At 35.7% G+C, this 19180-nt stretch carries 18 protein-coding genes, 1 pseudogene and 1 riboswitch; of the genes and pseudogenes, 4 read left to right on the top strand and 15 right to left on the bottom strand.

Going from position 1 to position 19180, the window contains the following annotated elements; genetic code table 11:
• Positions 1–140 precede the first annotated feature (140 nt).
• The 3 genes and pseudogenes from HUU89_RS14965 (at position 141) to HUU89_RS14975 (ending at position 1111) form a co-directional block, all read left to right on the top strand.
• Positions 141–422, top strand: a complete 282-nt coding sequence (locus tag HUU89_RS14965) for a hypothetical protein (protein ID WP_254697725.1) — start codon at positions 141–143, stop codon at positions 420–422.
• A gap of 44 nt (positions 423–466) precedes the next feature.
• A pseudogene (locus HUU89_RS14970) lies at positions 467–526 on the top strand (virulence factor); the annotation flags it as partial.
• 42 nt (positions 527–568) lie between these two features.
• The gene (locus HUU89_RS14975) at positions 569–1111 is read left to right on the top strand and encodes a type II toxin-antitoxin system death-on-curing family toxin (RefSeq protein ID WP_254697726.1); all 543 of its coding nucleotides are present in this window, start codon (positions 569–571) and stop codon (positions 1109–1111) included.
• Between the two features lie 25 nt (positions 1112–1136).
• Here HUU89_RS14975 and HUU89_RS07520 read toward each other — a convergent pair whose 3' ends face one another.
• The 12 genes from HUU89_RS07520 to HUU89_RS07580 form a co-directional block, all read right to left on the bottom strand.
• Positions 1137–1577: an Hsp20/alpha crystallin family protein gene (locus HUU89_RS07520; RefSeq protein ID WP_107029165.1), complete on the bottom strand. Its 441-nt coding sequence runs from the start codon at positions 1575–1577 to the stop codon at positions 1137–1139.
• 316 nt (positions 1578–1893) lie between these two features.
• Positions 1894–2358, bottom strand: coding sequence for a tyrosine-type recombinase/integrase (locus HUU89_RS07525; RefSeq protein WP_217498455.1), 465 nt, complete (start codon positions 2356–2358; stop codon positions 1894–1896).
• Positions 2359–2492: 134 nt separating this feature from the next.
• Entirely contained in the window at positions 2493–2885 is a 393-nt protein-coding gene (locus tag HUU89_RS07530; protein WP_117480491.1) for a pyridoxamine 5'-phosphate oxidase family protein, read from the bottom strand.
• Between the two features lie 227 nt (positions 2886–3112).
• Positions 3113–4621, bottom strand: coding sequence for an HD domain-containing phosphohydrolase (locus tag HUU89_RS07535; protein WP_199676904.1), 1509 nt, complete (start codon positions 4619–4621; stop codon positions 3113–3115).
• Positions 4621–6777 carry a hybrid sensor histidine kinase/response regulator gene (locus tag HUU89_RS07540; protein WP_217498456.1) on the bottom strand — a complete coding sequence of 719 codons (2157 nt, stop codon included), beginning with the start codon at positions 6775–6777 and terminating at the stop codon, positions 4621–4623. Before HUU89_RS07540 ends, HUU89_RS07535 begins: the two co-directional genes overlap by 1 nt.
• Positions 6767–7582 carry a substrate-binding periplasmic protein gene (locus HUU89_RS07545; RefSeq protein ID WP_107029167.1) on the bottom strand — a complete coding sequence of 272 codons (816 nt, stop codon included), beginning with the start codon at positions 7580–7582 and terminating at the stop codon, positions 6767–6769. The genes HUU89_RS07540 and HUU89_RS07545 overlap by 11 nt, the downstream gene beginning before the upstream one ends.
• A gap of 59 nt (positions 7583–7641) precedes the next feature.
• Positions 7642–9783, bottom strand: coding sequence for an ATP-binding protein (locus HUU89_RS07550; RefSeq protein WP_175301425.1), 2142 nt, complete (start codon positions 9781–9783; stop codon positions 7642–7644).
• A gap of 146 nt (positions 9784–9929) precedes the next feature.
• The gene (locus tag HUU89_RS07555) at positions 9930–11774 is read right to left on the bottom strand and encodes an ABC transporter substrate-binding protein (protein WP_175301426.1); all 1845 of its coding nucleotides are present in this window, start codon (positions 11772–11774) and stop codon (positions 9930–9932) included.
• 99 nt (positions 11775–11873) lie between these two features.
• Positions 11874–11949, bottom strand: a riboswitch (cyclic di-GMP riboswitch).
• 279 nt (positions 11950–12228) lie between these two features.
• Positions 12229–13326 (bottom strand): hypothetical protein, encoded by a 1098-nt coding sequence (locus tag HUU89_RS07565; protein WP_217498457.1) that lies wholly within the window; start codon positions 13324–13326, stop codon positions 12229–12231.
• 88 nt (positions 13327–13414) lie between these two features.
• Entirely contained in the window at positions 13415–13795 is a 381-nt protein-coding gene (locus HUU89_RS07570) for a TnpV protein (protein ID WP_175301427.1), read from the bottom strand.
• 235 nt (positions 13796–14030) lie between these two features.
• Entirely contained in the window at positions 14031–15494 is a 1464-nt protein-coding gene (locus HUU89_RS07575; RefSeq protein ID WP_175301428.1) for a family 1 glycosylhydrolase, read from the bottom strand.
• A 65-nt stretch (positions 15495–15559) separates the two neighbouring features.
• Entirely contained in the window at positions 15560–16495 is a 936-nt protein-coding gene (locus HUU89_RS07580; RefSeq protein ID WP_175301429.1) for an AEC family transporter, read from the bottom strand.
• 125 nt (positions 16496–16620) lie between these two features.
• On the opposite strand from HUU89_RS07580, the gene HUU89_RS07585 reads away from it, so the two are divergent.
• The gene (locus tag HUU89_RS07585) at positions 16621–17508 is read left to right on the top strand and encodes a LysR family transcriptional regulator (protein WP_117787957.1); all 888 of its coding nucleotides are present in this window, start codon (positions 16621–16623) and stop codon (positions 17506–17508) included.
• 14 nt (positions 17509–17522) lie between these two features.
• On the opposite strand, the gene hypB (HUU89_RS07590) is transcribed toward HUU89_RS07585, so the two are convergent.
• The 3 genes from hypB (HUU89_RS07590) to HUU89_RS07600 are packed head-to-tail and all read right to left on the bottom strand — an operon-like array spanning position 17523 to position 19180.
• Positions 17523–18185: a hydrogenase nickel incorporation protein HypB gene (gene hypB, locus HUU89_RS07590; protein ID WP_175301430.1), complete on the bottom strand. Its 663-nt coding sequence runs from the start codon at positions 18183–18185 to the stop codon at positions 17523–17525.
• Complete coding sequence (hypB, locus tag HUU89_RS07595) at positions 18178–18840, bottom strand: hydrogenase nickel incorporation protein HypB (protein WP_217498458.1); 663 nt, start codon at positions 18838–18840, stop codon at positions 18178–18180. Before hypB (HUU89_RS07595) ends, hypB (HUU89_RS07590) begins: the two co-directional genes overlap by 8 nt.
• Complete coding sequence (locus HUU89_RS07600) at positions 18827–19180, bottom strand: hydrogenase maturation nickel metallochaperone HypA (RefSeq protein WP_022000769.1); 354 nt, start codon at positions 19178–19180, stop codon at positions 18827–18829. Before HUU89_RS07600 ends, hypB (HUU89_RS07595) begins: the two co-directional genes overlap by 14 nt.

The following is a 19180-nucleotide window of genomic DNA, read 5'->3' on the forward strand; positions in this document are numbered from 1 at the left end:
CTACCTTTATCATATCATTTTCATCAGCATCATTATGTCAAAAAAATCGACCTCTTTATAGTGGACTATCTGTCCAATGACAACCTTTATATACCATGCTACTATCATTTAAAGAACCAAAAGGAAAGGATGGTATTTTTATGGTTGATTTGATTGAAAAAAATGAAGTTGTGCAGTTCAAAGATGGAAATTTTGTATTAGATGTAAATGTCTCTTCTAATGGTGAAACAGTATGGTTAACATTAGATCAAATGAGTAAGCTTTTTAACAAAAATAAGTCTACTATTTCTAGACACATAGCTAATATTTTTAATGAAAAAGAATTAGACGAAAAGAGTTCTGTTGCAAAAAATGCAACTCAACTAAAAAGATATGACCCTCGTACTAAGAAAGACAGAATCGCTGTAGTCGATGTTAATTAGATGTTATTATCTCTGTAGGTTATAGAGTTAAATCTAAACAAGGAATTCTTTTTAGAAAATGGGCTAATAGTATATTAAAAGAATATCTTTTAAAAGGTTATGCTGTTAATGATCGTCATTTTCAAGATATTGATTATGTAACAACAATGCTTGATCAATATAGAAATGCAGGTGGACAATTACCGAGTAGTATTTCTATGTTAGAATTTCTAAAAGCTTATCAAAGAGGTTTTAAGATTCTTGATGATTATGATCATCATCATTTAGAGGTTCCTGTTAGCCAAAAAGATACTTATGTTCTTCGTTATGATGAGTGTATAAATCTTATACATAATACGATGTTTGAAAATAGAGGAGATTTATTTTCTATTGAAAGAGATGATTCTTTTAAAAGTAGTATTTCAACGATTTATCAAAGTTTTGGAGAGATTGATTTATATCCAACTTTAGAAGATAAAGCAAGTGCTTTACTGTATTTTATTGTTAAAAATCATAGTTTTATTGATGGGAATAAAAGAATTGGAGCAACTATTTTTCTTTACTTTTTAAATATGAATAACGCTCTTTATAAAAACGGTAAAGAAAGAATTAATAATGATGCCCTAGCTATACTTACTATCCTTGTCGCAAGTTCTAGACCTGAAGATAAAGAAATTATGATACAACTTATCAAAACTATTATTAAATAAAAAAAATAAGGAATCTTCAGATTCCTTATTCAATATAGATAGTAGAACTATTTTCTACTTGTTTCATATCTGCTTTTGGAACAGATAAACGAAGAACGCCACCTTCATATTTAGCTTTGATATCTTCTTTTGGAATATCTCCTAAATAGAAGCTTCTTGACATATTTCCAACATATCTTTCTTGTCGGATATAATGTCCTTGTTCATCCTTTTCATCTTTATCCAATCCCTTACTTGTTGAGATTGTTAGATAACCATTTTCATAATTGATATTGATATCTTCTTTTTTAAAGCCTGGAAGATCAATATCTACTTCATAGGTATTATCTGTTTCCCTTACATCTGTTTTCATCATATTTCTTCCATGTTTTCCATATAATGGATTTTTCTTTCCAAAAAAATCTTTATCCATTTCATCAAAGAAATCATCAAATAAATTTTCTGTAAATAGACTAGGCATCATCATAAGTCATTACCCCTTTCAATCTTGATACTTAGTTTTGCATCGTTGTTTCAAGCGGTGTTAACTTTGAAACTAGGTTCTTTATTAATCCCTTTCCTAATTTCTAAATACATTATAGTTCTTACTTTTAGCACTGTCAAGTGTCGAGTGCTAATTTTTTGTAAAAATTTTGTGAAGCCTTGATTTTACGGGCTTCACAGAAATTTTTCACTTGCTTTCGCACTCAATTCTCTTGATTTGACCACATTTTTACGACAAATTCTTGGAAAAATGTATTCGTCTGATTTTCTTACCACATTTTACGACAACGACTTATGGTTTATACCACAGCAGGTACAGTTTCTGGCAGGTTCATTTTAGACATCTCATTCTCCACGTGAGACTTCTCTGCAATATGATTGTAGACATTCATTGTGATCTGTGCATCTGAATGGCCCATCACATACTGCATAACTTTGGGATTGACATTGTTCTCACCCAATCTGGTACATCCCGTATGACGAAGGGTATGCGATGAAATAGGAGTCATCAGCTCCGGCTCTCGGGTCTCTTCTTCTGCCAGTTTGCTTTCTTTCTTATTATAGGTATTGACAATATTTTTCAGAAAGCTGTTCACTCCCGTCGGCATGATCGGACGTCCATGCTTTGTATTGAAGATGAATCCACTGCGTCCACCAATCTCCACATTGCTCTGTAAACCAAGCATCAGGTTCAGCTCTCTCTGTTTACGGAACGCATCATATACCATCTGTGTCATAGGAATGTCTCTGATTCCTGCATCCATTTTGGTTTCTGAATCATGGAAACAATATCCTTCATCACCTTGAGATTACTAAACTTCTTGTTCATCTGTAAAAGCTGACCATCTATCTTTTTATGGATTTTTGTCTTCTTACTTTTCGCCATCTTATGTTATCCTTAGAACTTCACTACTTCCGGTTTATGTGTAAATGCTGAAAATGTAGCTGTCGTATTCTTAAAATAGAATACCTCTGTATTTCCATCATATGCTGAGTACATGTTCTTTAAAGATGGATAGGCATCAAGCATAGACTGTCTTGCTTCTCTTCTATCATCTTCTACAAGTTCGCCTGCTACACGAAGCCACTCTCCATTCTTAAATGCACAGATTTCCACCTTTGGATTTGCATGAATTTGTTTTGAAATATCCTTCACCTTTCCGGTTTGAATATCCAGTTTTCCTTCAAAAATATGTGCTGTTACAAAAGTTCTTACCCTTGGTTGATTTCCTTCCACTGTTGCCAAATAATATGTTTCCGCTTCTTTTAAAAAATTTACTACTCGTTCCATGGTATAAGCCTCCTGTTATTAAAATCTATCAATAAGAGAATTATACCACTATTCCCCCCCCTTTTTTTTACCAAACACAATACCATGCCTTCTACCTGTCTTCCTTTAGAAAATCTATCCTTCCCAATTGCATATTGTTACTCTCCCCACTTAACTGTTTATACTTATTTCAAGAAAAAGAGCATATGGATTTGATTCCATACACTCTATGATTGTAATCTTCATACTTATTTTACAGTGTCAAAATATCCAATGATTCCAATGTATCCATCCTTCTTTAAAGGCGACCACAATGTATGCAATTTTATTCTATACATCTGACTGTTATTTTCCACCGTCGCTTTTATCGTGGCAGATATTTCTTTATTTTGTACAGATGTCTGATGTAATAAAACACGAATACATTGAACATCTTCTTCATTTACTCCAAATTCTTTAAACAAATTGAAATTCAGGTTATCTCTCTGACATAATATCTGATATTCTCCATTTAATATAGTTAATTGACCTGAAACCGCATTGTAATCAATCGAATTCTTGCCACTGTTCGATTTGAAGAAATCGATTTTTTCCTGCATGACCTTGACAAGACTCTGTGAATAAATCTGGTTCGGTAAGAATTTATCGCTGAGTATTTCATTCGAAAGTCTCTGTATTTCATGATAATGTTTATTATCATCCATCTCTTTACCAGACATTTTTGAAAGCTGAATACTCAGTTCTTTCAAACACTTAAGGAGGATGGGATTAAATTGTCCGCATTGCCCATCCAGGATCATTTGAATCGCTGTGTCATGATCAAATGCTTTCTTATAACATCTTTCACTGGTAAGTGCATCATAAACATCAACAATCGATACCACCTGCGCACAGATTGGTATTTCTTCTCCTTTCAGGCCATCCGGATAGCCTTTTCCATCCCATCTTTCATGATGCCATCTGCAGATTTCCCATGCGGTATGTACCAGTCGATGATCTTGTGGAAAGTCCATATCCTTAATTATAGCTGCGCCAAGCTCACTATGTTTTTTCATAATCTTAAATTCTTCATCAGTGAGTCTGCCTGGTTTATTCAATACTTCTTCCGGAATACGAATCTTACCAATATCATGAAGGGAAGAAGCAGTTGTAATCAAAGCAATATCTGCCTCTGTCAAAGGATAAGCATCTGTTACTTTTACCAGCTGTCTCAGCATCATCTCCGTTGCTATTTTAATATGCAGAATGTGTTCTCTGCTCTCGCTATTACGAGATCCCAATATATTACTCATAATCTGGATCATGATATTATTATTTTCTTCTTTTTCGTAAACCTGATCATAAACCACATTTATCAGATGCTTTTGGTTCATATAGAGGCCTAAGGTATTCTGAACTCTTTTCTTTACAATCACAGAATCAAACGGTCGTGTGATATAATCTGTGATTCCCAGCTCATATGCCTTACGCATAGTATCAACAGCATCTTCAGAAGATATCATAATTACAGGAGTTTCAGCAATACACTGGCTTCTTTTCATTATTTCCAAGACTTCAAAGCCATTCATCTGTGGCATATTGATATCTAAAAGCATCAGATCAATTCCAATATTTTCTCCTATCATCTGGATTGCCTGATTTCCATTTTCAGCTTCCAGATAATTATAAGTATCTCCAAGAATCTCCTTCAATATGTCTCTGTTTAAGTTTGAATCATCTACAATCAGAATTTTTTGTCTTTTATCCATATTTTTCATCATCCCACCAATTTATGAATTACTTTTATCAGTAATTCCACATCAACAGGCTTAGCAACATGTTCATCCATTCCTGCTGCTTTTGCTTTTATTCTGTCCTCCGTGAACGCATTTGCTGTCATTGCAATGATCGGTATCTCCTTTGCATCCTCTCTGTCCAGAGACCTGATCATCTTTGCGGCTTCATAACCATCCATGACTGGCATCATAATGTCCATAAGAATGACATCAAATTCACCAGGTTCACTATTTCTGAACAGTTCAACAGCTTCCTGACCATCCCAGGCTTTTGTCAAGTCAGCACCTTCATTCTGAAGCACAAATTCGGTGATTTCCATATTCAGCTCATTATCTTCTGCCAGAAGAATATGCAGTCCCTTTATAGATTTTTCGGATGCATCCGTCTGTTCTTCACGTTTATCCGCATCCAGATCTATTTTAAATGGAACCCGAATCACAAATGTCGTCCCTACGCCTTTTTCACTTTCAAAAGTAACGGTACCACCCATTTTCTCGACCAGTTTCTTTGTAATCGGCATTCCCAGACCTGTTCCTGTAAATTTCGTGCGGCTTCCGGTATGCTCCTGTGCAAATGGTTCAAAAATATGCTTCTGAAACTCATCTGTCATTCCGATTCCGGTATCCCGGCAGACAAATTCCATTATCGTCATTTCCGGCTGTTCGGATGAAATTTCCCTGCAGCTGATATAAATCTGTCCGTTTTCTCTGTTATATTTCACCGCATTCGACAGGATATTCATCATCACACGTTTCACATACATCGGGCTTCCAATAAGATCACGGTGTATGATTTCTTTTTTCTCCCATACAATCCGGATATTCTGTTCTGCAGCCATCTGCTCGATCACATTAAATACTTCCCTGAAAATACTGCTCAGATTAAATGGACTCTCTTCCAGAACAACTTCACCTGACTCAAGCTTACTCATATCCAGAACATCATTTACCAGTTCCAGCAACAGATTGGAAGCCTCTTTCACCTTTGTCCTGTATTCCGTCTGCTTCTCCATATCATCTGCATAATGGTCTGCCATATTGACCATGCCTCGGATTCCATTGATCGGAGTCCGGATATCATGGCTCATACGTTGGAGGAACTCTGTTTTTGCCTCGTTGGCGGCTTCTGCCTTTTTTGCAGCTATTAATAGTTCTGCTTTATATTTTTCATCTTTTTCCTGTTCCAGTTTCTGATGTGCCCTCTTGGTTCTGTATGTCCAGAACCAGAATATACTGAACATCAGGAAATAAAGAAAAATGACACCTGCTACACTTAATGGAAGATCATGAAACACTTCCGTATCCGGAAGATATGCATAAATATAATAATCCCGCTGTTTCAGCATGATTCCGTAACATCCGCTTCCTTCATTCTTCAAGTGATAAATGTGCTGACTGTCTGTATGCTTTTTCATTGCCTGAACAACTTCGTTGTCAGCCGTATTCTGCCCCAACAGGCTCTCATCGTTGCTGGCAACAACGATTCCCTCGTCTGCAACAATAATCGTTCCATCTTTCTGAGTACTATAACCATTTAAAAGCCCCTGTATCGTCAAAGTATAGTTTCTGGCAAATTCCGGAGGTGTATAATAATAAACTGCAATGATACCCGGTGCATCTTTTCTGGCACAGGCTGCAATGTCGATATGTGACCCGTCTTCTCTGGTAAACCGTTCCGAATAGCTTCTTTCTTCATATCCGGTAAAATCCATGATAATATCTTTTTGCAGATACTCTGTAATCTCATTAGCCAGAGACTCATCCGTGCTGTATTCACAGTCCGTCTTTCCTTCTGCATCCAGTACAAGGATACCATCCACCCAGAGAGTCTGAAGATTTTCTTTCAGGAACTCCTGACTTAGCTGACCGCCGTTTTCTATTTCCATGTCGATATTCGTACTCATCTGTCTGACACTTTCAATGGCACGGAGAAGACTTTTGGATTCCGAAGATTCATTATAATGGGTGTAGGTGGAACACTGCACTTTGACATAATTTACAATCTCTACCATTCTTTTCTCTGCTTCCGCTTTCTCCGCATGAAAGAAATAAAACAGAGAGACTGCTGCCACACAGATTCCAATCAGACCACCGATCAGCTGGATTCGTTTTTCTCTTTTCTTTCTCTTAATATCCAAGATCATCCACCTCCAGATACTTCTGGGAATCATCCAGATATTTTTCAATAATTTTCAGGGATGTGCCATCCTGCCGCATTTCTTCCAGCGTCTGGCTCATCTGCTCACAGATTCCTCTGTCATCATCTTTTGCAAAAGCGACACCTATTCCGGTGATCATCAGAGGCTCTTCCAGAATACGGAAGCTTACATCATAATCCTTCATATACTGAACAATAGATTCCTCGTGTGCTGCAACTGCATCTACATATCCTTTTCCCAGAAATGTATAGATCAGCTCCCTGTGTCCCAGGCTGATCAGATTGCCCAGTTTTGGGATTCTTTCATCCGTCCGGTTCAGAAAGATACCTTCCGGTTTGGTTGTTGACTGAACAGCCAGGTTCTTTCCCTCCAGGTCACTCAGTTTATAGATATCACTATTCTCATTTACAGCAACCACCTGACGGCTTGCTATATATGGTCCCGCCCAGCGATAATCATCAAGACGCCCTTCCATGGAAAAACAGCCCATGATACAGTCAATCTCTCCGCTTTCCACCAGTTCTTTTTTCTTCTCCCAGTTGATCTGGACAACCTCCACCTGATATCCCATTCTTTTAAATGCTTCCGTAGCCAGTTCTACATCTATGCCCGTCGGTACACCATCCTCATTCAGATAATTGTATGGTGGATAGTTGTCGCTGCCAAGCGTAATGACAGGCTTTTCGGTTTCTTCTTTCGTGTTATCTGTGTTTTTACACCCTGCCAGGGTGACTGCTAAAATTCCCGCAAGCAGAATGCCTGCAATCACTCTTTTTCCTTTCATTTTTCTTCTATCCCTAACTATCCTTTTCGATTCTTTTATGTCTGGTTACTTTCCATTTATCACTGTTCAATGCCCTGCGGTTCGGTACCCCCCCCGGATTTTATACTTCTTATTGTCTTTTCCAGCACCTTCATCTCAACCGGTTTTGAAACATGTGCATTCATACCGGCTGCCAGAGAATGCTGAATATCCTCTGAGAATGCATTCGCAGTCATGGCAATGATCGGAATCGTCTTTGCCAGTTTATGGGAACTTCTGCGGATTGCTTTCGTTGCCTCATAACCATTCAAAACAGGCATCTGTATGTCCATCAGGATCATATCATAATCACCTGGAGCAGACTGTTCAAATACTTTCAAAATCTCTTCGCCATTTTCACAGATGGTACATTCCGCACCTTCAATCTTTAACAGTTCCGTCAGGATCTCTGCGTTCAGCTCATTATCCTCTGCACACAGGAATCTCATGCCCTGCAGAATATTTCCATCCCGCTCATCTTCTTGTGCCGCCAGAGCAACCGTTCGATTCTCTGCAATTTTCAAATCTATGAGAACCTCAAAACAGCTTCCCTGTCCCGGTTCACTCTCCACATCAATGGTACCTCCCATTGCTTCAACCAGGTTCCTGGTAATCGCCATTCCAAGTCCGGTTCCCTGGATCTTATTCGTCACAGAACTTTCCGCACGAGTAAACGGATCAAAGATTGTCTCTTTGAAATCTGCCGACATTCCCATACCATTGTCACTGACTAAAAAGCGGTACTTTGCATAGACAGATGACTTTGTCTCACATTCTTCTACTAGAAACTGAATTTTTCCACCTTCCTGCGTATATTTTATGGCATTCGACAGCAGATTACTGAAAATCTGCATCAAATGAACCTGATCCCCATTCACCCACTCATGACGGATGCTTTCTTTTATAATTGTAAGCGTCTGCTTTTTTTCATATATTTGAGAATGAAATATAGTGTCAAGCTCCTGTACAAAATCCAGAATAGAAAAGTCAGAATACTTGAAGACTGTTTTTCCTGCCTCAATCTTGCTCATATCCAGAACGTCATTGATAATTCCTAACAGATGTTGTGATGAAATATCTATTTTATCTGCATACTCTATAACTTTTGCTTTATTACCTGCATCATGTCTGATCAAAGATGTGATACCAATGATCGCATTCATAGGTGTACGAATATCATGTGACATATTAGACAGGAAATCCGTTTTCGCCTTATTTGCATTTTCCGCTGTCTGTAAAGCCTCTGTTGTAACATTCTTTGCCTTTTTCAGTTTTTGATTGACTATTTCCATTTCCTTCATTGTCTGTAAATGAAGTTCATTATTTCTTTTTTCATATTCTGCTTTTTGATCTGCAAGACTAAGTCTGGAAATACTGTAGAATAATCCGGCAAAAAGTAAAAGTATAAAACCTGCCATGAGTGTTGTTGTACACAGCACCGTTTTCTGGTAATCCATCAGCACATTGTCCACAACTCCCTTTGCCACAATGCATACCAAAATGGTGTTGTTGCTTTCTATCGGGCAATACCCCAGATAATAGGGGTTCTGTTTTCCCAAAAGTGCAACTCCGGATTCTCTGTTATCAAACTTCTTTTTGAACAAATCAGCCTCTTCTTCTGTAATAGCCTGTTCCCCTTTTAAATGTTTTAACAAAGAATAATTACGAAAGTATTTATCACCACTCAGGTTCGTATACGTTATATTTCCGTCATCATCCAGCATGAAAAAATATGCTTTCCCATCATAACCTTTCAATTTTAACATGGAATCCAGTTTCGAATGATCATACACAGTTCCAATTGCCGTATAAGTTTCCCCATTAATCGTGTATTCCTGACATGGAATCGCAACCAGATAACCGTCTTTTTTCTTCTGATCATAATCAAGACACACCAGTTTTCCAATATTGTATCCATTCTTTAAGTCCAGCAGAAATTTACTTGGCATATCAATCCGCATTTTTGTTCCACATGCTGATATCGCCTGACCATTTTCCTGAAGGAATATAAGTGTACTTTCCGATTCTTTTTCCCATGCTTCAAAGAAACTTTTGTTCGTATCCGTTTCAAGAGACAGCTCCCTCTCATGAAGTAAAAATTCCTCAACCAACTGCAGCTGGCTGTAGTATCCACTCACCTGAAGATCATAGGTCTGCTGTATCTGGTCAATAACAGCTCCCATACTGCTTTTTCCATTTTCGCTGATATACTTATTAGACTTACTTATAAGATACTTTATACAAACTAAGCTTAAAAGAATAATAAGTAGTATAAGCAACAGCCTTGTTATTTTTTTTCTTTTGTTTACCTTTTGTTCTATCTCCACTTTTACTGTTCAACCTCTATATAGTCTTCCGGTGCTGACGGCTGCTGTCCTTTTGACATTGCTTTGGTCCATGCACTTGATAATGTGGTATCTTTAAGCTGCTCAATCTCACATTTCGGATTTATTTTTTTCAAAACAGACATTGTGGTGTCTGTAAGAAGAATCGAGTATTCCTTTTCTTTGTCTATTTTCTTATCATTAACTGTTAAGTCCTTTAATGAAAATCCACTTTCCGCTTGATTGACGATCATTTTCATACCGGATGCAATTGGTAATTCGTATTTATTGGTTACGTAAAAATTCTCATCAGCATCAGCAAGATAATTTTCCACGAGTTCATAAACCTGTTTACCATTGATTTTTGCATAATATAATGCTGTATCTGAACTCTTCGCTGTCATCATGCCAACCCGGCTGCTGGTGCATTCTCCTTTGTACATAGAGGAAGTGAAATAATAATATGGCGCCAGAGCCAGCTGTGCCTCATTTTCTTCTCTAATCGTAGTTAAAATGGAAGATGCTGCATCACGGCCATTTCTATCGTTCAGTGAGATGGAATATTCATTTTTAAAATTCACCGTTGCTTTTTCTTCTGGATCTTTACGATTCATTACACTGCGCAAAGTATCATAAGCCTGTATTTCATCCATCTCCCCTGACAGTAATCCGTGAACAGCCTCAAGGCTTGCATCAAATGACTTTTGAGCGGAATATCGGATATAAACAGCATTATTGTTAATTTCCTCTTCCAGTCCAGGCACATCCTGCATCATGGTTGGAACATCTGTATTCAATGAAATAACACCGCTTCCATCCGCAATCAGCTTTTGCCCCTCTTCTGAAATCATACAATCCAGCACATCCAGTGCAGTATCCAGTTTCTCCCGGTCTTTTTCCAGGTTTTTGTTAAATGCAATGTTTAAGGACGGAGTCATGTACACATAGGATTCATCCGATGTTTGTGAAAAATAAGGAATACGGATCAGCTCCGCATCCGTCTGTTTCTGCAGCTGCTGCATAACCGTCGGATGTCCATGAAACATTGCTGATTTTCCTGCGGCAAACATCTGGATTCCTGTATCGACATCAATATTGATATCTTCTTTACCAAAGTGCGAGTCTTTCAGAAACTGACTGGTTTCTGAAAAAATACGTTTCCATAATGCATCATCAAACTTTACTTCATCCGATGCAGTCTCTGCACCGTTTCGCCATTCAATACCATCCAGGCTTGTGAACTCACCGATTGCCGCCGCCTGGATGATCTCATTATTTGACCAGTCTTCACCAAGATCCATGGAATACGGTTTTATACCATTATCATAAAACTGCTGACAGGCCTGTACATATTCCTCATAATTTTCTGGAATCTTTACGCCATACTGATCAAACAGTGTTTTGTTGGCAATGATCGTCTGCGGAATACCACAGATTGGCAGCCACTGGATTTCATCATCCGCATTCTTATAATATTGCACCGCATAAGAATAATACTTAGAAACAACATCATAAGAAGCAAAATCCATAAGATAAGGCTGTAAGTCCTGTGCATCCGTTCCAGAAAATCGACGTACTGTTATGATATCCGGTAATTCATCATGTTCTTTAAAATAACTATATAAATCGGTATCATTGTTACCAATAATAAATTCAATATCCTGATCAGGAAACTGTTCATGGATATAGGGTGCAATATTTTTCATCAAACGATTTTCCCACAGATAAACGGTAAGATGATCATCGTTTTTAGATACTTCTTTCTTTGACTGTCCACATCCAGACAAGACAGCAGTTGCTACAAGTACACCTGACACCACTGCTATCAGACAACGTTTTGCCTTTTTCATACTTTTATTTTCCTCATTCTTTCCTGATAAAATCATTATTGTTACGTCTGTGAAATAACACCGTAAAAAAGCACCGTCAGACAGACAGTGCACCTCATTTCATGCAACTGGCTGCCATTTTACAGGCCCTGTAGCTTTGCGTCCCAGACTTTCATCTGGTTTGCCGATTTCCTTATTATAGATATAGCTTTTAAACTTATACCAAAAAAACTAATTTTATTATACTTTAACGTTCTACTATGCACAAGAAAAAAACTACCGTTTTAACGTTCAAAAACAAAAAAAGAACAGCCGATACATATACTCGAACTGTTCTCCTACTTCCGAAGTCCACGCAGCATTGACATTACTGTTTCCTGCTCATTTGTACTCAGATCGTTCCATATCCCTAGAACTTCTTTCTATTTTTCTGTCAGATTCTCTGAATTACCTTCCTGAAAAAACTGCGATAATGTCACGCCCAAAGCTGTACATATTTTTTCAAGTGTTCATGGATCGATAGTTTCTTCTCTTTTCCTATCATTGTCTTTTTCTCTGTTATTGCCTTTCTTTCAGCTTTCCCCGCATCCTTAACTACTGTATTTGCTTCAACGCCAGTTCTTGGCACAGCTTCTCTGCTCTCATTCTTTTCTGCTATCTGCTGTTCTTCTTTATTAGGAAGAGACAATGCAAGATACTTTTTGATATTTTCTCCGCCTTGTAACACCTGCTCACAATCCTCTGGATAATAGGGAAATGGAATCTGATTGATTGTCAGATAATCAGGATTGTGTTCCAGCATTTCACCCGTAACCGGATCATAATATCCATTTTTAAAGTTAATCCACCGCACAGGCTGTTTATTTAGTTCATATGCCTCTCTGTAGACTTTTGGCTGTGTGATCAGCAGATTATAGATTCTTTTGATCACGCCACTCTGTACCTGATCTCGATAGACCAGCTTCTGAATACGGTATTTCATTCTTACCCCATCATGGTCTTCCAGAAAAACGCCGTGTTCATAATAATAAGGTGTGATTCCCACGACAAAAAACTGAACATTCTCCACCAGATAATCTACAATCTCCATATTCCGAACACCTTTCACATTTCTTTTTGCATCAAATAAGTGAAAATGGCTCAGTTCCGGTTCTTCTTTCGGATTTCGCTCAAACCGAAGAATATACTGTTCCAGTAATTTCTCAACTTCTTTCTGATTATCCAGTTTGCCAAGATACTCTTTCTCTTTGAGCAACTGCCAGCCTGCTTTTCCATCAAGACCAGCGTCTTTAAAAAATGTCAGTAACTTATCATTTACCCACTTCACCGTACAGGAAGCCACATAATGATAGGCACACTGACAGCTTCCAGTAAACTGAATAGCTCTCATTTCTTCTATAAAGGAATCTGCACTGAAATAATATCCGTCATCTTCCTGAACCAGACAAAGTGCCTGATAACCTGACATCACAATATTCAGTGCGATATCTTGATTGTCCACCAGAAAGATATAAGTCTGTACTGTCCCTTCTGGATTGATTTCCATATAATGCTTCAAAAACTTCTTGTTCAAACTTATCACTTCCTTTCAGGCAAAGAAAAAGACGCAAGCCACATTTCTATGACTCACGCTTTACTTCGCTCACAATATTCTATTTTCATTAGTTATCTGCTAAATTGTTTACTAGCAACATTAATACATAAATCAATTCCTTGAGAATAATCTCTTCCGCAATCGCTCTATGCTGATTAGCAGCTCTTACCCATGCCATCTGATCTTTCTCTTTATCCGGTAATGGTTCTTTTTCTTCCAACTGTTTCAGGATCACTCCTTCCCGTTCTCTTGCTGCCTTATCTACTTCCAAAAGGTGTTCTCCAATTGTATCCTGTAAAAGCATCACCTGATAGATTGAATTTCGATGGTTTTTCAGATAATCTCTGCGAAGAAAACCATACTTGCCAAGTTGCTCCATCTGTTCACCGGATTTATAGGTGAGATTCGGGATTAGATATCCATTTACATTCGTATACGTTAATTTCATTTTATTAGCACTCTCCATTTCTCATCCTTTTTTTGACCACAAATTTACGACATTTACGACAAATCTGACACTGCTTTACAATACCAGACAAAATGACTGATGCCTCGGAAAGCCCGTAAAACAGGCACTTCTAGGATACACAAGACAGAACAAAAATCAACTTCCATTATCAAGAGGTGAGTGCTAAAAATAATAAAAAAGAAGTTTAACCCAAAAAGTTAAACTTCTAATATATTTAATCTAAATCTTCTCCTTGTGAAGCAATGACTTTTTTATACCAATAGAAAGAATCTTTTCTACTTCTTTTCATTGTTCCGCTACCATCATCATGTTTATCAACGTAAATGAAACCATAACGTTTTCTCATTTCTCCAGTTCCTGCAGAAACTAAATCAATACATCCCCAAGTCGTATAACCAATAAGGTCTACACCATCTTCAATGGCTTTTGCCATTTCTTCAATATGAGCACGATAGTATTCAATACGATAATTATCATGAATACTTCCATCTTCTTCTACTGTATCATAAGCACCTAAACCATTTTCTACAACCATTAATGGTTTTTCATAACGATCATAGATCATTTCTAAGTAATATCTTAATCCTTTAGGATCTAATGCCCATCCCCAATCAGAATATTCTAAATATGGGTTACGTACACCAAATGACATATTTCCACTTACAGCATCATCATTTTCATGAGTAGTTACTGCTTGAGACATGTAGTATGAGAAAGTATACATATCTACTGTACCTTTTTTTAGTTCTTCTAAATCTTGTTCAGTAATATCTAATTTAACATTATGTTCTTTCCATAAACGTTTCGCATATGTTGGATATTTACCTTTACATTGAACATCTCCACAATAGAAGATACCTTTTTCCCATTTAGAACGATTAAATAAAATATCTTCTGGATCAGATGTTAATGGATAATAAGTAATACCACAAATCATACATCCAATTTTATTTTCAGGATCAATTTGATGTCCAATTTGTACAGCCCTTGCACTTGCTACAAATTGATAATGTAAATGTTGATAAGCTTCTTGATATGCTTCATCACTGGCATTATCTGGTAAGAAATTGATTGTATTATTGATTTCATTGAATGTTAACCAGTATTTAACAAGTCCCTTGTATTCATTAAAGATTGTTGTTACGTATTTTTCATAAAGGGCAATATATTTACGATCTAACCAATCTCCATATTTTTCTTCTAAAGCAAGTGGTGTATCAAAATGCCAAATAGAAACTAATGGTTCAATACCCGCATTTCTAAGTTCAGTAAATACATTTCTATAGAAATCTAATCCTGCTTGATTAGGTTTATCTTCTTCTCCTGTTGGATAGATTCTTGACCAAGAGATAGATAATCTAAACATCTTGAATCCCATTTCTTTAAGTAAAGCAATATCTTCTTTATAATGATGATAGAAATCAATACCATCATGATTTGGATAAAGTTCATCATCAAAGACAGCAAAATGAGCTCCTTCTGGTAATTTAAATCCATGATTTGGTAACTTTTGTTTATTTCCATCTTTATCAATAAAAGTAACCATACGTGGTGTATTTACTGTTCCACCTGTCGTTACATCTGTACGTGTCATTCCACGTCCGTCTACATTCCATGCACCTTCACATTGGTTAGCAGCTACTGCTCCACCCCAATAAAAATCTTTACTAAATTTCATTTTTTTTCCTCCTCAATTATCCTTATTATAAAATATATTTATGTCAAAAATATGAAATTTTCAAACTATGCAACAAATAAAACGACACATGTATAAACAATTAACGTAATAACCATAAATAATGAAATAAAGGCAGCAACAAAATCTTCATCTTCTTCACCTTTATAAAGTGGTGAAATCAACATCGGCATTGCAAATCCTGTTGGACACATAAAATAAATCAATACACCCATCATATAGATCTTATCTGCCATTAAATTTGGGAAGAAGATAAAGAATCCTGCAATAACAAGCATATAAAAGATAATTCTAACTCCTACAAGTTTTAATAATGATCCTAAAGTATCTTTATTAATTTTTAAGTTATAACCAATAATCAATAAAATAAGACTCACAATAGGAGCTGTTGCTTGTTGAATTGTATTTGTATAAAGATCAATAAAAGCAGTTTGACTTAACAAGTCATATACACCTAAAACATTTAAAATGATTCCTAACATAACCGCAATCACAAATGAATTTGTGAAAATTGTTTTCAATAATTCCTTAGTACTTGTATTTCCGGATGTCTTTTTAGCAACAAGTACAGGAATAATAATAAAAGCAATCACTGTTCCAGCAATATCATAAATAACTGTATTGCTTGCATAAGCTACACCTACAATGGATGTATAAAGTGGTAATGCAACATTTCCTCCTTCACATGTTGTAAGTAAATAAGGTGAGATATGACCCATTTCTTTTCCTGTAAATTTAGAAATAAATTTACCTAAAATCATAGCTAGTGTAAAAGCAGCTAAAACATATAGCACAATCAATATTGCTGAAGCTTCTATTTTAGCAGTAAATAAAACATTAAAAATTAAGATAGGAAACAATACATTGAAAACAATATGATTGGCTCCTTCTTTTTGTTTAGGACTAATAAAGTTTTTAATACGCGCGATCATTCCTAAAATGATCATAAAAAATACTGGGAATAAAGTTGATAATGCATTCATAATTTTCCTCCTTGTTTTTCAAGAATATTGTAAAAAAGAAGATTTATAATTACAAATACTTATATATTATAGATATTTATTATTTTTAATTATAAATAATGATATACTTATGATGAGGTGATTTAATGGAATTACGTGTCTTAAAATACTTTATAACAGTTGCACAGGAACAAAGTTTCTCCAAGGCCGCTAAAGTACTCAATGTCTCACAACCTGCACTTTCTAAACAAATTAAAGATTTAGAAGATGAATATCAAATAACTCTTTTTAATCGTACAACGCGAACTGTTTCTTTAACCGAAGAAGGACGGTTATTTAAGGAACAAGCTATTGAGATTTTAAATCTTGTAGACAGAAGTGAGGATTATCTTAGAAATAATAAAAAATATATTAGTGGAAATATTCATATTGGATGTAGTGAAAGTATATGTAATCGTGTTATTATGAAAGCTATTGCTAAAACTCAAAAACAATATCCCCATATTAAATTTCATCTTTATAGTGGAAATGCACAATATGTTGAAGAAAAGATTGATCAAAGTATTTTTGATCTAGGGATTGTTGTGGAACCTGCAAATTTTTCTAAATATGATTATTTAAAGCTTCCTGGTTATGACCTTGAAGGAATTCTTATGAAAAAGGATTCTAATCTTGCGAATAAAGATTTCATTACACCTAAGGATCTAATGAATCAGCCAATTATTATATCTAATCAAGAGATGGTTAAAAATAATATTGCGGGATGGTTAGGAGGTAATCAAAGAGCACTTAATGTGGTCGCTACTTATAATCTTTTTTATAATGCCCAATTGATGTGTGAAGAGGATGTTGGTTATGTTTTAACTTTTGAACATCTTTATCATGAAACAACTGAAAGTTCTTTGTGTTTTAAACCACTAAATCCACCACTTATGATTAAAAGTAATCTTATTTGGAAAAAGTATCGTTTGTTTTCTAAAGCTGAAGAAGCTTTTCTAGAAATTTTAAATAAAGAACTAAATGAAAAGGCATAGCCACCTATGCCTTTTTAATTATTTTTATTTTCTTTGATCCATTGAATAAATTCATTCATACCTTCACCTGTTTTTGCACTTAAACAAATAATTTTTGCATTTGGATTTAAATTTAAAATATTAACTTTTGCTTGATCAATATCAAAATCAAAATAATCAAGCGTATCAATCTTAGAAATAATAACCAAATCACATACACTAAACATTAAAGGATACTTTAATGGTTTATCATCTCCTTCAGGAACTGATAAAATCATCATATTCTTATGTGCCCCAGTATCAAATTCTGCAGGACAAACAAGATTTCCAATATTCTCCAAAAAGAGAAGATCAAAATCATCTACGCCAAATTCATCAACTGCTCGTGTTGTCATTTCTGCATCAATATGACATAATCCCCCATTATGAATTTGAATAGAAGGAACTCCTGTAAAATCTGCTACCTTTTGTGCATCAAGTGATGTTTCAATATCAACATCCATCACTCCTACTTTATAATCATCTTTAATTTCATTGATTACATGAGAAAGAAGTGTTGTTTTTCCAGAACCAGGAGAAGACATTACATTGATCATTGTCACTTTTTTGTCCTTTAGTCTTTTGCGAAGAGCATCTGCTTCTTGATTATTCGTATTAAAAACATTTTCATGAACTTCGATTACTCTTACTTTAGCCATGGTTTACTTTCTCCATTTTTTCTTTTAGATAATTGATCCAAGGTTCAAAGCCTTCATCTTTTTTAGATGAAATATAGAAGATTTGAGCGTTAGGATTTAATTCATGGATTCTTTGTTCTACTAATTCTTTATTAAAATCAAAGACAGGTAATGTATCGATCTTATTAATTAAAACAACATCGCTAACAGTATAAACCAATGGATACTTAGCTGGTTTATCATCCCCTTCAGGAACTGATAAAATCGTAATATTAATACTTGCTCCAGTATCAAATTCTGCAGGACAAACAAGATTTCCAACATTTTCAATGAAAATAAGATCTACATCATCCACTCCCATTTCATTAAGTCCTTGTTGAGTCATCGCTGCATCCATATGACACATACCACCTGTATGTAATTGAATGGCTTTTGCTCCACCATTTTCTATCGTAACAGCATCAACACTAGCATCAATGTCACATTCCATAACACCTATACGAGTGGTATCTTGTAATCTTTCAATCGTACGAAGTAATGTGGTTGTCTTCCCCGAACCGGGAGAAGACATCACATTAATCATTAATTTTTTTTGTTTTTTAAATTCTTCACGAATTTTATCTGCAGTTACTTCGTTTTCTTTAAATATATTTTGTTTAAGTTCAAGAATCTTCATAAATACCAATCTCCTTAATATTAAACTCATTACCTCTTAATAAATAGGTATTTTCACTATGGCAATAGGGACATGTTTTACCATAATCAATCGTACGATATTGTCCATGACAATCTTCACAATAAGTAATTGCTTCTAATGTTTCTATATACATTTTTGCATGTTCTGTCACTGCTTCTTTTTTTCTTGCCCAATTCCAACAATCAATTAATTGATCATGAACAACACCAGAAACTTCACCAATTTCTAACTTCACATAATCAATTTTATCAACTTTATTTTCTTGCGCAACTTTTTTTACATCTTTAACAACATAAAATGTAACACCTAATTCATGCAT

This window comes from Faecalibacillus sp. H12, assembly GCF_013361255.1.
Taxonomy (GTDB): domain Bacteria; phylum Bacillota_I; class Bacilli_A; order Erysipelotrichales; family Coprobacillaceae; genus Faecalibacillus; species Faecalibacillus intestinalis.

Coding starts and splice junctions, on each gene's coding strand:
- HUU89_RS14965 (WP_254697725.1), top strand. CDS start 141: ATGGTTGATTTGATTGAAAAAAATGAAGTTGTGCAGTTCAAAGATGGA.
- HUU89_RS14975 (WP_254697726.1), top strand. CDS start 569: ATGCTTGATCAATATAGAAATGCAGGTGGACAATTACCGAGTAGTATT.
- HUU89_RS07520 (WP_107029165.1), bottom strand. CDS start 1,577: ATGATGATGCCTAGTCTATTTACAGAAAATTTATTTGATGATTTCTTT.
- HUU89_RS07525 (WP_217498455.1), bottom strand. CDS start 2,358: ATGGATGCAGGAATCAGAGACATTCCTATGACACAGATGGTATATGAT.
- HUU89_RS07530 (WP_117480491.1), bottom strand. CDS start 2,885: ATGGAACGAGTAGTAAATTTTTTAAAAGAAGCGGAAACATATTATTTG.
- HUU89_RS07535 (WP_199676904.1), bottom strand. CDS start 4,621: ATGAAAAATATGGATAAAAGACAAAAAATTCTGATTGTAGATGATTCA.
- HUU89_RS07545 (WP_107029167.1), bottom strand. CDS start 7,582: ATGAAAGGAAAAAGAGTGATTGCAGGCATTCTGCTTGCGGGAATTTTA.
- HUU89_RS07550 (WP_175301425.1), bottom strand. CDS start 9,783: ATGGGAGCTGTTATTGACCAGATACAGCAGACCTATGATCTTCAGGTG.
- HUU89_RS07555 (WP_175301426.1), bottom strand. CDS start 11,774: ATGAAAAAGGCAAAACGTTGTCTGATAGCAGTGGTGTCAGGTGTACTT.
- HUU89_RS07570 (WP_175301427.1), bottom strand. CDS start 13,795: ATGAAATTAACGTATACGAATGTAAATGGATATCTAATCCCGAATCTC.
- HUU89_RS07575 (WP_175301428.1), bottom strand. CDS start 15,494: ATGAAATTTAGTAAAGATTTTTATTGGGGTGGAGCAGTAGCTGCTAAC.
- HUU89_RS07580 (WP_175301429.1), bottom strand. CDS start 16,495: ATGAATGCATTATCAACTTTATTCCCAGTATTTTTTATGATCATTTTA.
- HUU89_RS07585 (WP_117787957.1), top strand. CDS start 16,621: ATGGAATTACGTGTCTTAAAATACTTTATAACAGTTGCACAGGAACAA.
- hypB (WP_175301430.1), bottom strand. CDS start 18,185: ATGGCTAAAGTAAGAGTAATCGAAGTTCATGAAAATGTTTTTAATACG.
- hypB (WP_217498458.1), bottom strand. CDS start 18,840: ATGAAGATTCTTGAACTTAAACAAAATATATTTAAAGAAAACGAAGTA.
- HUU89_RS07600 (WP_022000769.1), bottom strand. CDS start 19,180: ATGCATGAATTAGGTGTTACATTTTATGTTGTTAAAGATGTAAAAAAA.